The sequence below is a fragment of the Anabaena sp. FACHB-1237 genome (assembly GCF_014696225.1).
Lineage (GTDB): Bacteria > Cyanobacteriota > Cyanobacteriia > Cyanobacteriales > Nostocaceae > FACHB-1237.
In genome coordinates this window covers 15949-31462 of record NZ_JACJPV010000033.1, presented here as the reverse complement: position 1 = coordinate 31462, position 15514 = coordinate 15949, and the positions used below count along the sequence as shown (strand labels likewise).

5 protein-coding genes are annotated in these 15514 nt (G+C 35.4%); all 5 read left to right on the top strand.

The features are described from left to right. The first annotated feature begins 1320 nt into the window (after positions 1-1320). The 5 genes from H6F32_RS15170 (at position 1321) to H6F32_RS15150 (ending at position 15446) form a co-directional block, all read left to right on the top strand. On the top strand, positions 1321-6585 hold the full coding sequence (locus H6F32_RS15170; protein ID WP_190370159.1) for a type I polyketide synthase: 5265 nt from the start codon (positions 1321-1323) through the stop codon (positions 6583-6585). 252 nt (positions 6586-6837) lie between these two features. After that, complete coding sequence (locus H6F32_RS15165) at positions 6838-8565, top strand: SDR family NAD(P)-dependent oxidoreductase (RefSeq protein WP_190370149.1); 1728 nt, start codon at positions 6838-6840, stop codon at positions 8563-8565. A 329-nt stretch (positions 8566-8894) separates the two neighbouring features. Next, entirely contained in the window at positions 8895-10244 is a 1350-nt protein-coding gene (locus tag H6F32_RS15160) for a polyketide synthase (RefSeq protein ID WP_190370148.1), read from the top strand. Between the two features lie 4 nt (positions 10245-10248). Further along, positions 10249-13602: a type I polyketide synthase gene (locus H6F32_RS15155; protein ID WP_190370147.1), complete on the top strand. Its 3354-nt coding sequence runs from the start codon at positions 10249-10251 to the stop codon at positions 13600-13602. 203 nt (positions 13603-13805) lie between these two features. Continuing rightward, positions 13806-15446, top strand: coding sequence for a PfaD family polyunsaturated fatty acid/polyketide biosynthesis protein (locus tag H6F32_RS15150; RefSeq protein ID WP_199294593.1), 1641 nt, complete (start codon positions 13806-13808; stop codon positions 15444-15446). Positions 15447-15514: the final 68 nt, after the last annotated feature.

Here is a 15514-nt window from a genome sequence, read left to right as displayed (position 1 = left end):
AATCAACCCTAATAATTCTTTTTGATTTTCTCTAAAACTTTTGATTTTGTCAACCAATTACTAATTATTAACTAAATGTTTGGTGTTGCTACTTTCTGGAGTTTTATTTAACTTCATTAACTCATGGATTGATTGATAAATCTGTATTTTTCTTAGCAAATATGAATTTTAGCACTGATATCTATAGAGATTTCATCACAATTAAACTATATTTCTGTAAGATGTAAGTTAAATATCAACATGGAGAAAATTAACAATTGGTTTATAAATAACCGATTCTCTGTAAAAGCTGGGTTATCTTATAAATTCATCAAAAACGGAACATCAATTATGAAACTTTCCTGATAAACAACTCTATTATGTTCAAATCTTCTGCTGTATCTTTCTTAATTAGTAACTGCTAGTACCACATTTCTGAAATCATCACTTTCTCAGTTCTTAGCAGTCTTCAAACTGTAATTATCAGGAAGATATTTTCTCTGTCTATCGTTCTTGATTATACAAACCTACTCAAAAAAATCAAAAAAGGAGTTAATTATAGCCAGATTTTTCTCCCAAAATTAGCAAAAATGAACTATTTATATTTCCTCCATTGTGCTAGTCTTTTTATTAATTAAACATTTCTCAATCAATAAGGAATTACGAATTTGATTATCTATAAAGACTGGAATTATACAATTTAAAAATGAGGAAATTAATTGATAATTTTTGACTATCAATAATGTTTCGGTAACTATTTTAGCAGCTTTTATAAGTTGTATCAACTAAAATAGATTATCCTTAGGACTTACGCAAGTGTCACACTAAAAAATCTGTTGTAGGGTGCGTAAGACAGTATAAGTCATGTAAATAACCAAATTGTTAATATCTGACGCACCCTACGAATGTGCCAGTTGCGTATGTCCTGATCCTAAATAGTCAAAAATGTTATCAGAGAAATGCACCAGATAAGGTTGTATGATTCCTGCACCTTCAAACAAAATACTCACTGCAACACTTACTAAGCTGTTGTGCTTTTAACTTGAATAATTAATACAAGCAAGATGCTTGTGCTACTGTAACTTCAGGTTTTTTAATTATACAGTGAGTGCTGCACATTAGCTTATACCTATTCTCAATTAGATGCAGAACATTTGTAGGGTGCATCAGATATCAATCATCTATTTATTTGCTTACTTTATGAAGTCTGACACACCCTAGGATAGATATTGATGATGACATTTGTGTAAGTTCTGTACCTGTCACTATCTTAAGTATTTCCTGCTATCCAGAAAATGATAACTAGATAATTCACAGTAACTAAAATTAGTTTATGCCATGATGCCTGCTAATTCAATTAATACTGCCTTGGCAGAGTTAGAGAATCTTATTAACAGTTGTGAAAAGGATTTACTGAAGTTTATAGAGGAAAAAAAGATGAAGCCAGAAAATACCATGTCTACCACTAAAATTAACAGAAAATTGCAACAAAATCCCATTGCTATTATTGGTATGGCTTCACTATTACCTGAAGCGAGAAATTTACAGCAATACTGGCAGAATATTATTAATAAAGTTGACTGTATTACCGATATTCCTGATAGTCATTGGAGTGTTAAAGATTATTACGATCCTAATCCTAGAACATCAGCAGATAAAACCTATTGTAAACGAGGTGGTTTCATTCCTGAAGTTGATTTTAACCCGATGGAATTTGGTATTCCTCCTAGCATTTTAGAAGTTACAGATGTTTCTCAACTATTAAGTTTAGTAGTTGCAAAAGAAGCAATGGAAGATGCTGGTTATGGAGAATCTCGTGAATTTATCCGCGATAATGTGGGGGTAATTTTAGGGGTAGCAATGGCCAAACAATTAGGAATGCCATTATCTGCCAGATTAGAATATCCTGTATGGGAAAAAGTGTTAAGAAGTAGTGGTGTTTCTGAAGAAGATACTCAGAAAATTGTCGAAAAAATCAAAAGTGCTTATGTGAAATGGGATGAAAATGCGTTCCCTGGAATGTTAGCAAATGTGGTAGCTGGGCGTATTGCTAACCGTCTCAATTTTGGGGGTATGAATTGTGTAGTTGATGCAGCTTGTGCTAGTTCTTTTGGTGCTTTAAAAATGGCCATTAGTGAATTAGTAGAATATCGTAGTGATATGATGTTAACTGGTGGTGTAGATACAGATAACACCATTATGGCTTACATTTCTTTTAGCAAAACTCCAGCAGTTAGTCCTAGCGAAAATGTTAAACCATTTGATGCTAAATCTGATGGGATGATGTTAGGTGAAGGTATCGCTATGTTGGTGTTAAAACGCCTAGAGGATGCCGTGAAAGATGGTGATAAAATCTATGCCGTAATTAAGGGAATTGGTACTTCTAGTGATGGACGTTATAAAAGTATTTACGCCCCTAGAAAAGAAGGACAAATTAAGGCTTTAGAAAGGGCTTATGATGATGCCGGTTTCTCTCCTGCTACTGTGGGTTTAATGGAGGCACATGGTACAGGAACAATGGCTGGAGATCCTACAGAGTTTGCCTCTTTACGGGAGTTTGTTAATCAATTTGATCAGCAAAAACAGCATATTGCTTTGGGTAGTGTTAAGTCCCAAATTGGTCATACAAAAGCTGCTGCTGGTGCTGCTAGTTTAATCAAAACTGCCTTGGCTTTACACCACAAAATTCTCCCACCAACTATCAATATTACCGAACCAAATCCTAAATTAAAGATTGAAGATTCCTCTTTTTATCTAAATACTGAAACTCGTCCTTGGTTAAAGGCTGAAGGTGATAATCCTCGTCGCGCTGGAGTGAGTTCTTTTGGATTTGGTGGCACTAATTATCATGTGGTTTTAGAAGAATATTCTTCAGATCAAACAAGTCCTTATCGTTTACATCATACACCTAACGAAGTGCTGTTATTTGGTTCTACTCAAGCAGAATTAATCACTAAATTAGAAGCAACTTTTCATAATTTGCAGGCTAATGATGGTGAAAGATATTATTCTCAATTAGTCCAGGAATGTCAATCTTTAACCATTCCCCAAAATGCCGCCAGAATTGGTTTTGTTTCCGAGAATTTAGCAGAAACTTGTAAATTATTGCAAGTTAGTATTGATTTATTGAAAAATAAACCTGCTTCTACTAGTTGGGAACATCCCCAAGGTATTTATTATCGTGCTGCGGGTATGGAATTAGCTGGAAAAGTAGTTTCTTTGTTCTCTGGCCAAGGTTCTCAATATTTAGAAATGGGACGAGAAGCGGTGATGAATTTCCCCCTTCTCCGCCGCTTTTATGGTCAAATGGATCATTTATTAAAGCAGGATAATTTACGGCCAATTTCTGAAATTGTGTTCCCTCATCCTACCTTTGATGCTGATGAGAAAAAAGCACAAATTGCGACTTTACAAAGAACAGAATACGCCCAACCAGCTATAGGTGTATTTAGTGCTGGACTCTATTCTATTTTGCAAAATGCGGGCTTTAAATCTGATTTTGTCGCTGGACATAGTTTTGGTGAATTAACTGCTTTGTGGGCTGCGGGAGTGCTCAGTGAAGAGGATTATTTGTTCCTAGTAAAAGCTAGAGGACAAGCCATGGCCGCACCAAAAGATCCTCAATATGATGCGGGAACAATGTTAGCTGTGAAGGAAGATGTGAGTAAAATTGAACCTGTTTTAAAGCAGTTTCCTAAAGTCAGTATTGCTAATTATAATTCTCCTTCTCAAGTGGTTTTGGCAGGTCCAACGGTGGAGATTAAAAAATTAGCAGAAGCCTTAACAAAATTGGGTTATGGTGCTGTACCTTTACCAGTTTCTGCGGCTTTTCATACTCCTTTAATTGCCTTTGCCCAAAAATCTTTTGCTATTGCTACTAAGTCTGTTATTTTCCAAAGTCCGAAAATTCCTGTATTTAGTAATGTCACTAGTAGGCAATATGGCACTGATACTATTACTATTCAAAGGACTTTAGAAAGTCATTTAGCTAGTTCAGTTTTGTTTAAACAAGAGATTGAAAATATCTATGGTGCTGGTGGTTATTGCTTTGTGGAATTTGGACCCAAACGCATTTTAAGTAATTTGGTGAAAGATACTTTAGGCCATCGCCCTCATGTTACCATATCACTTAATCCTAGTAGTAGTAAAAACAGCGATCGCTCCCTGCGCGAAGCAGTGGTACAACTGCGAGTTTTAGGAATGCAACTTTCTTCCATTGATCCCTATAAATTACCTTCTGTAATTGCTAAAACTCCTGAGAAAAAGACTCTCAGCGTGAAATTAAAAGGCATTAATTATGTATCTGAAAAAACTAAAAATGCCTTTGTTGAAGCATTAAATGATGGTCATAAAATAGGTAGTACACTACAGGAAATTACCCCAGTAATTGAGGAACAAAAAGCCATAGTAAACATGGACTTAACTACATTAATAAGTGAAAAATCTCAACCAATTTCTCACAGTAACGGACATCAAAGTAACGGAAATGGTAATGGTAATGGAAATTATCAGACTATTTGCACTATTAAAAAATCAGAAATTGCAGAATTAAATATGCAAACACCAGATAACCAAACCCCCGCAAAAATTCTCAGCAGCCTAGAAAAATTACTGAATAAATTCCAAGAAAACCAAAGTGAGAATTTACAAGTTCACGGTACATACTTGAATCATCAAATGGAATATGCCAAAACATTTTTCCAATTAATGCAGCAACAAAATTCATTATTTGCTAATGCTAAATCTTCCGAAGAACTTGCCCAAATTAAAGAAGTGGTAATGGAAAGTTTAGAACGTAGCATGATGCAGTTTCACGCCCAACAAGGGGAAACATTACGTATCCATGAACAATATTTGCAAGAACAGGTAGAATATACCAAAAACTTCTTTCAATTAATTCAACAAGAATATTCTCAACTAATATCTGGAGAGGACTTTATTGCGGAAATTTCCACAGTGAAAGAACCCATTAAAGCACCAGTTCCAACATTAGTGAACTTATCCAATAATATTGTCGAACCTCAAGCAATTGTTGAAAGTAAACCAGCTGAAACTAAACCGGAAATTATCGCCAAGCCAGTAATAGAAAATCTGGTTATGGTAACATCAACTTCTATAGTTGAAAAAGCTGCTGAAAAGGTTGAAGAAAAGATTGCAACCTTGACAATTGTTGAACCTGAAACAGTCAATTTAGACGACATTGGTAACAACCTTCTCAACATTACCAGCGAAAAAACTGGTTATCCCATCGAAATGTTAGAGATGGACATGGACATGGAAGCGGATTTAGGCATAGACTCCATTAAGCGAGTAGAAATATTAGGAGCATTACAAGAAATGTATCCTAATTTACCTAAACCCAATTTAGAGGAACTCAGCGAAAAGCGCACCATTGGCCAAGTTGTTGAATATCTGCAAAGACAAACTGCGGTATCAGCACCAATAAATGTTAAAGAAGTAGTAAAAGAAGTACAACCAATTGCAGTAATTCCTAATATTCCTGATTTTGTACCAGAATTATTAGAAAAGGTTAAACCTACCATAGATGAATCAACGGCACAAGATAGTAGTGATTATGCAGATTTAGCCCAAACCCTACTACATATCACTAGCGAAAAAACTGGTTATCCCGTAGAAATGCTAGAACTGGACATGGATATGGAAGCGGACTTAGGGATAGACTCAATTAAACGGGTAGAGATACTAGGGGCAATGCAGGAAGCATATCCTAATTTACCTAAACCAAATGTAGAAGAATTAGGCGATTTACGAACAATTGGACAAATAGTGAACTACCTCCAAACCTTGGTGGGAGGTGAAAAAAAAAAGCCCCGTACTAATGTTATCCAGGTAACAAGCAGCTTAACACCGCCTCCTTTGGTAGATCCTCACCTTCCTCGTCGTCCCGTCCAGCTAAAAACCTTACCCAGACCTGACTACTGGGAAACACAACTACCAGAGGGACATATAGCATTAATTACGGATGATGGTTCGCTGATAACAAGTAAATTAGCGCATTTACTCAGCGAAAAGGGATGGAAAATAGTAGTTTTAAGTTTTCCCCAAAGCGTAGTAAGTGAACAAATGCCATTACCCCAAGGAGTCAGCCGAGTAAAATTGGCAAATATGAGTGAACAAAACCTGCAATTACTATTACAAAGTATCATCACTCAACATGGACAAATTGGGGCATTTATTCACCTACATCCGCAATTTTCTAATCACAAAATTGGTAATATTTCCTATTCAGAAATAGAGAAAGCAATTGTCAAACATATTTTCTTAATGGCTAAACATTTGAAAGTTAATTTGACTCATGCAGCTAGTTTAGAAGGAAGAACAAGTTTCTGTACAATTGTGCATCTGGATGGGGCGTTTGGGTTAGAACGGAAAGAAGATTTTGGTGTTATTGGTGGTGGTTTACTTGGGTTAACAAAAAGCCTCCGTTGGGAATGGCCACAAGTATTTTTAAGAGGAATTGATTTGAGTCCAAATTTAGATCCTCATCAATCAGCAGAATATATTGTATCAGAATTACATGATTCTAATCGCTATATTGGGGAAGTTGGTTATGGTGTTTATGGTAGGGTGACTTTAATCGCTTAATAGTTGTTAGGGTAGGTGAAATTCCTACCCATTAAATAATTTTTTCGCGCAAAGGCGCAAAGGGGCAAAGGTACAAAGAAAGAGAAGATAATTTATTCATTTTTCGGTAAATAATATCAGTTTCTTTTTATCAGGAGTTACACCAAGTATCTCTTAAACTTTCTTCTCTTCTTTCGCTTCCTTCGTGGTTAATTCTAGGGCAACTACAGGGGGTTTGCCCCTACTCCTGAATACTATTTTTTATGAGGTTTTATGACTGCAATTGTTGAAGTTTCTCCATCATCTGTGTTTGTGGTAAGTGGTGGTGCTAAGGGTATTACGGCGGAATGTACCATTAAGTTGGCACAGCATCAACCTTGTAAGTTTATATTGGTTGGTCGTTCAGAGTTGTTGATAGATGAACCTGAGTATTTACGTGATTGTTTTGATGATGCTGCTTTGAAAAAACGGATTATGGAAAATCTGCTTTCTCAAGGTGAAAAACCAACACCAATGATGGTACAAAAGATTTTTAATCAAGTTAGTTCTAGTCGAGAAATTAAGAAAACATTAGCAACAATTACAGCGACGGGGGCAAAGGTAGAATATATTAGTGTTGATGTTACTGATAGGGTGGCTTTACAACAGAAATTACAGGAGGTTTCTCAAAGGTTTGGACAAATTACGGGTATTATTCATGGTGCGGGAAATTTGGCAGATAAGTTAATTGAAAAGAAGACGGAGGATGATTTTGAAAAGGTTTATACCGCTAAAGTTCAGGGTTTAGAAAATTTACTAAATTGTGTGGATGTTAATAAGTTAGAACATTTAGTATTGTTTTCTTCTGTGACGGGATTTTATGGGAATATCGGTCAAAGTGATTATGCGATCGCTAATGAAATTCTCAATAAGTCAGCCCATCTTTTTAAACAATATCATCCTCAATGTCATGTGGTAGCAATTAACTGGGGTGGTTGGGATAGTGGGATGGTAACTCCACAATTAAAAAAGGCATTTGCAGAAAGAGGAATTGATATTATTCCTGTTCCCATCGGTACACAAATGTTAGTTAATGAACTCCATCCTTTATATACTAATGATTCTCAAGTGGTCATTGGTAGTCCGATGTTTTTACCGCCGTCTTCTCTCAATTCTCAACTGCAAAAATATCGCATTCGTCGCAAAATGACCTTAGCAGAAAATCCATTTTTGCATGATCATGTAATTGCGGGAACTCCTGTATTACCTGCCACTTGTGCCATGTCTTGGATGATTCATGCTTGTGAGGAAGTATATCCAGGATATCGTTATTTAAGTTGTCGTAATTTCCAAGTTTTAAAGGGAATTACTTTCAATCATACTTTAGCTGATGAATACCTTTTAGAAATACAAGAACTGGAAAAGAAAGATGGTGAATATGTACAATTTCAAACCACAATTTCTAGTAAAAACCCTAAAGGTAATCCTCTATTTCACTTTCGTGCTATAATTAAAGTTGTGGGAAAAACTCCCACACAACCAATTTATTCATCTTTAGATTTGACAGAAGACAACATTATTACTACCAGAGGAACGGACTTTTATCAAACTAGTGAAACGGCATTATTTCATGGTCCAGTATTCCAAAAAATCACTAGAGTTATTAATATTAACCGGGAAAAAATTACCACTGAATGTTTTTGGGAAAGTATCAGTTATGAAAAACAAGGACAATTTCCCATTAGATGGTATAACCCTTATGCTACAGATTTAAGTACCCAACCTTTATGGGTTTGGTTAAATCATTTTCATGAAGAAATATGTTTACCAGGACAACTAACTCACTCAGAACAATTTGCACCAATTCCATGTGATCAGGCCTATTATGTTTCTTGCGAAGTCAAAGCAAAAACTAACACGGGAGTAACAGCAGATATCATAATTCACAGTGTAGATGGACAAATTTACTCGCAAATTTTAGGCGCGAAAGCAGTAATTTGGCCTAAACAAATCGCCAAATAATAAAATATTAAATGGTGATAATTAACGGTGATTAAAGGGCGATTATAAATCGCATCTACACAAACAAAGTCCGCCTACACAGACTAATCAAGAAACAAAGGGTTATTTAACCCACGCAGGTGGGTTTTACCTGTATAGCTGTGATTTCTAATCGCATGGTTTAATCGAAACAGATACATTTCACGATTTTTAATCGTATCATTCTTAAAATTATTAATCACTGCTGCAATTTTTCAAATGCCTTATTGGGGAATCTCGTAAATCCTAAAAAACCAGGGAAAACAGAATTAAATTCTCAAATTTCCCTCACCCCAATGAGGATTTAAGAAGTGGAAAAAATCGCTATTATTGGACTATCCTGTCTATTTCCTGATGCCAAAAACCCGGAACAATTTTGGCAAAATCTCATATCGGAAAAAGATTCAACTGATGATATTAATATTGCTGACTTAGGCATAGATCCTGGCATATTTTATCATCCGGAAAAAGGAACACCAGAAAAATTTTACTTTTTAAAAGGTGGTTTTATCCGTAATTTTGAATTTGATCCTAGTGAGTATAACTTACCAGAATCATTTACCCAAAGTTTAGATAACACCTTTAAATGGTCACTTTATGCTGCTAAACAGGCAATTATTAATAGTGGCTATTGGGGAACTTCTCAACTGTCAAAATGTGGCGTAATTTTAGGAACTTTAGGCTTACCAACTAAAGCATCTAATCGCCTATTTGCCCCTATTTATCAACAAAATGTTACCCCAGCAATTGCCGAACTTTTGCAAAATGATGATTTTCAGTTAGCAGGTACAAATCACGGCGTAAAAACATCACCATATAACGCTATGATTTCCGGTTTACCTGCTGCTATAATTGCCAAAAGTTTTGGATTATCTGCTAATTATTTATCTTTAGATGCTGCTTGTTCGTCTTCTTTTTATGCTATTAAATTAGCATCTCATTATTTACGTTCTGGTAAAGCAGATTTAATGTTAGCGGGGGCAATTAGTTGTACTGATCCGCTATTTTTAAGAATGCTATTTTCTGGGATTCAAGGATATCCAGATAATGGTATTAGTCGTCCTTTTGATCAAGCATCTCGTGGTTTAATTACCTCCGAAGGTATAGGGATGGTAATGTTAAAACGCTATAGTGATGCTGTTAAAGATGGCGATAATATCTTAGCCTTAGTTTGTGGTAATGGACTATCAAATGATGGCAAAGGAAAACATTTTTTAAGCCCTAATACTCAAGGTCAAAAGTTAGCATATCAAAGGGCTTATTCTGAAGCACAACTTCACCCCCAAAATATTGATTATTTAGAGTGTCACGCTACGGGAACTCTATTAGGAGACACCACTGAAAGTAACTCGGTTCAAGACTTTTTTGGTCAAAATAAAGCTGCACCATTGGTAGGTTCTACTAAAACAAATGTCGGTCATTTATTAGTAGCTGCGGGCATGGTAGGAATTACTAAAACCATTTTGAGTATGAATAATGGTATCATTCCTCCTACTATTAAAATTACTCAGCCTATGGGTTCTGAAAATCATGTTATTTCCCCTCAAAACATTGTCAGAACTATTACGAAATGGCCAGATAAAGACATAAAAAGAGTAGCTTTAAGTGCTTTTGGTTTTGGTGGTACTAACTCTCACATTATTTTGGAAAAAGGGAAGTAAGCAGATGAATTTTCAACCAGAAATGAATAATAAGATCGCAATTATTGGCATGGATGCTTTCTTTGGAGAATGCGATACTTTAGATGCTTTTGAAGGTAGCATTTATGATGGTAAACAACATTTTATCCCCCTACCTGAAAAAAGATGGCATGGTATTAATGCGGATGAAAATTTACTCAAAAATTACGGTTTAGCAGCAGGAACAGCACCCCAAGGCGCGTATATCAAAGATTTTGAAGTTGATACCTTAGCTTATAAAATTCCGCCCAATGAGGTAGAAAAACTCAATCCGCAACAATTGTTATTATTAAAAGTGTGCGATCGCGCCCTCAAAGATAGTAAAATTTCTCCTAATAGTAATGTGGCTGTAATTATTGCGGCAGATACAGAATTATCTGTACATCAATTACAACAAAGATGGAACACCGCATGGCAAATAAAAGATGGTTTGCATACAGCAGAAATAGCTTTACCAGCACCACAAGTTACCCAACTAGAAAACATAGTTAAAGATAGCATTCATCACCAAGTTGATATTAGTGAATATCTCAGTTATGTTACTAATATTATGGCGAGTCGTGTGTCTTCTTTATGGAATTTTACTGGTCCATCTTTTACCATTAGTGCGGTAGAAACTGGTACTTTTAAAGCCTTAGAAATTGCCCAAATGCTGTTAGAAACTAATGAAGTGGAAGCAGTAATTATTGGTGCGGTTGACTTAGCTGGAGGCATTGAAAATGTACTATTAAGAAATCAATTTGGTAACATTAATACAGGTACAAATACCTTAAGTTTTGATCAAAATGCCAATGGTTGGAACATTGGAGAAGGTGCAGGTGCAATAGTTTTAAAACGCCATGATGTCGCCTTACAAAATAAAGATCGTATTTATGCAGTAATTGACGCTATAAGTATTGGTCAGTCTGTATCTATGGCTATAGATAGTCAAACCATAGCCCAAGTTTGCAAACAAGCACAGCAACAAGCGGGTATTAAACCCATAGAAGTCAATTATTTAGAAGTCTGTGGTAGTGGTATTCCCGGAGAAGACGAAGCAGAAATTAATGGCATATTACAAGCCTATCCCTCAGTAGGTAACGGATTACATTGTGCTATCGGCAGCGTAAAAGCCAATATTGGTAATACTTTCAGCGCGTCAGGCATGGCCAGTTTAATTAAAACCGCCCTGAGTTTATACTATAAATATATACCAGGTACTCCCAATTGGACAGGAGTAAAAACTCCGCAGGTATGGGATGGTAGTCCTTTTTACGTAACTACGGAATCACGTCCTTGGTTTTTACAAAAAGAAGTAAAATCGAGAATATCCGCAGTTAATAGTATTGGTTGTGATGGCACATTTGCCCATATTATTCTATCAGAAGAAACCCAGCAAATAGAAAGACCTAGCCGTTATTTACAATCCAAATCTTTCCATCTTTTCCCCTTAACTGCTGACGATAATTCTAGTTTATTGACAGTATTAGAACAGTTAAAACAAAGTATTGAAAATAGCGAAAATCTACAAAATACCGCTAGTCAAAACTTTATTAACTTCCGAAAAAATCACCACAAAAAATATACAGTCTCCATTACTGGACGTAACCAGCAAGAAATTATTAAAGAAATAGAATCTGCCAAAAAAGGTATTAATAATTCCTTGACAACTGGTAAAGATTGGCAAACACCAATAGGTAGTTATTTCACACCTAAACCACTAGGTAAAACTGGCGAAATTGCCTTTGTTTATCCTGCGGCTGTAAACTCTTATGTTGGCATAGGTAGAACATTATTTAGACTATTTCCTAAATCCTTTGATGATGTCATTGTCAAGAGTTTATATAAACGTGCTGCTGATGTGGAAAAACTAGTATTCCCTAGAAGTTTACATAAACTTTCTACTAGAGAATTAGAGACACTAGAAAACAAATTACTAGATGATTCCTTGGCAATGTTTGAAGCAGAAATGCTATTTACTAGACTGATTACCACTATTATTAGTGAAGACTTCCAAATTAAACCTAAATACGTCTTTGGTTACAGTTTGGGGGAAACTAGTATGATGGTTGCCCAAGGAGTTTGGAGTAACTTTTATCAAGGTAGTAATACCTTCAATTCTTCCTCATTATTTGGTGATAGATTATCTGGAGAAAAGAACGCAGTTAGAGAATATTGGGGCATCCCAAAAAACACTAATAAAGATGATCAACTGTGGGCTAATTATGTTCTCATGACCACACCTTCCCAAATCAGAGAATATTTAAAAACCGAGAAAAAAGTTTATTTAACCCAGATTAATACACCAGAAGAAGTATTAATTGCAGGTGATCCTAAAGCGTGCGATCGCATTATCAAAACATTAGGATGTAACGCCTTTCCTGCACCATTTGATCATGTAATTCATGCGCCAGCAATGCAATCAGAATTTAGTGAAATAGCCAGATTAAATAATCTACCAGCTACCCCCATTCCTGGAATAACATTTTACTCAGCTGCTGGCTATAAACCCATGACTTTAGAAAGTGAAACCATCGCCAAAAATATCGCCACTGGTCTATGTCAAGAATTAGACTTTCCCAAACTAGTAAATAGAGTTTATCAAGACGGGGCAAAACTATTTATAGAAGCTGGTGCTGGAGGTATTTGTTCACGTTGGATCAGTAAAAATCTTGGTAATAAAGAACATACCACCGTATCACTAAATAGAAGAGGAATGGATGATCATAATTCCCTAGTTAAAGCCCTAGCAAAACTCCTCAGTCATCAAGTAGAAATGAACCTAACACCACTATATAACGTAGATGTACAACCCAGTAAAAATAGCATTACTCAAAGAAAAATTACCCTGGGATGTAAATCATTTACACAAGGAATTTTAAACCCAGAAAATCGGCATATTTTTGATAAATTTGTGCAAAATAAACAGCAAAATCTGGAAAAAATTCAACAGTATCAAATTACCAACTCCTTACAGACAGTTGAGAAAATATCACCGCAAGAAATTTATGGAAAACCACTAAAAAACATTCCAAAAACTATCATAGAGAACGGTTTGGAAAGTAGAGAAAACCTAAAATTCTCTGAGATAACAGAAACTCCTAAACCAAACACAGAAATTATAAATTTAGCGACCAAATTACCAACCAAATTACCAACAAATTCACAACCCAAGAAAATAATTAGCATGAATGATTTAAAACTGTCTCAGTATCAAAAACTGAGTAGCAACAATAGCAAATTAACTCAAACCCACACAGAATTTTTACAAGCTAGACAAGATTTCAGTCAGCAAATGAGTGAAATAATTAAACTACAACTAGCTTGCGCGAAAAACATCCTCAAAACAGACAAAGATTAATTAATCGGAGGTTGGGTTTCACTTAATTCTACCCAACTTAAATCAAAAGGATTAACCGTAGGGTGTGTTAGCGATAGCGTAACGCACCATTGAATTAATCAAAAATAGCGTAACGCACCATTGAATTAGTAAGTAGTTGTATTTTATCACCAAATTAAACATCATAAATAACTAGAGGAATCCCTACAGTGACAACAATAAACATGGTATTAAATCCACAAGAAAATGGCTTAGACTTTTGTACTTGGAATTATCAGCAAAATCAAACTTGGAAAGGTTCACTAGACTGCGTAACCTTTGAAAAAAACGCCATTAAACAAAAATTATTAACCTTAGATCAACCCTGTCATATAATTAGATTATCAGGAAAAATTGGCATTACAAATGATGGTTATTTAGTCAATATAGATCATCATTCATCAAATGTACCCGAACTTTTAGCAACACTGCCACCAATTCATTTACAACAATTTGGCGACCCTAAATTTCTTAATACTTATGGTGTGAAATATGCTTATATGACAGGGGCAATGGCCGGAGGAATTGCATCAGAAGAAATGGTAATTACATTAGGAAAAGAACAAATATTAAGTTCCTTTGGTGCAGGTGGTTTACCTCCAGAAAGATTAGAAACTGCCATTCAAAACATCCAAAAAGCCCTACCTTATGGACCTTATGCCTTCAATTTAATTCACAGTCCTAACGAACCAAATATAGAACGTCGGACAGTAGATTTATATTTAAAATATGGTGTAAGAATTGTAGAAGCATCAGCATTTTTAGACTTAACACCGAACATAGTTTATTATCGCATTGCCGGATTAAGTTTAAACTCAACCAATCAAATTGAAATCAAAAATAAAGTAATTGCTAAAATTTCTCGTCGAGAAGTTGCCACCAAATTTTTACAACCAGCACCGGATAGAATCATTAAAGAATTATTAGCACAAGGACTAATCACAGAATTACAAGCTAACCTAGCAAGTAAAGTACCAATGGCTGATGATATTACCGTTGAAGCTGATTCAGGAGGTCATACAGATAATCGTCCTTTGGTATGTTTATTACCTTCAATTATTGCCCTTAGAGATGAAATTCAGGCACAATATAATTACACAATTCCTATTAGAATAGGCGTAGCTGGAGGCATTGGTACACCCGAATCTGCCCTAGCTAGTTTTATGATGGGTGCTGCTTATATAGTAACAGGTTCAATTAATCAATCCTGTGTAGAATCAGGTGCTTGTGAACATACAAAAAAATTATTAGCACAAGCAGAAATGGCTGATATGATCATGGCACCAGCGGCCGATATGTTTGAAATGGGAGTAAAATTACAAGTCTTAAAACGAGGAACAATGTTTCCCATGCGGGCGCAAAAATTGTATGAATTATATCGCACTTATGACTCTATTGAACAAATTCCCTCCGCAGAAAAAGAAAAACTAGAAAAACAAATATTCCGTAAAAGTATCGCTGAAGTTTGGGAAGGAACAGCCGCTTATTTATCACAAAAAAGTCCTGAAAAATTAGGTAAAGCTGTTAATAATCCTAAACTAAAAATGGCTTTAATTTTCCGTTGGTATTTAGGTTTATCTTCTCGATGGTCTAGCAGTGGTGAAAAAGGTCGGGAAGTAGATTATCAAATTTGGTGCGGTCCGGTAATGGGTAGTTTCAATAACTGGGTTAAAGGTACTTATTTGGCATTACCTGAAAACCGCCATGTCGTTGATATTGCTAACCAAATTATGATCGGAACAGCCTATTTATATCGCATTCAAAACTTAAAAATTCAGGGTTTACAAATACCAAACGAATTAACAAATTATTCACCAAAACAGTAGGGTGCGTCAAAAAAATAATTAATGAATAGATGATCAACTTGTAAATTTGACGCACCATATTAATTGAT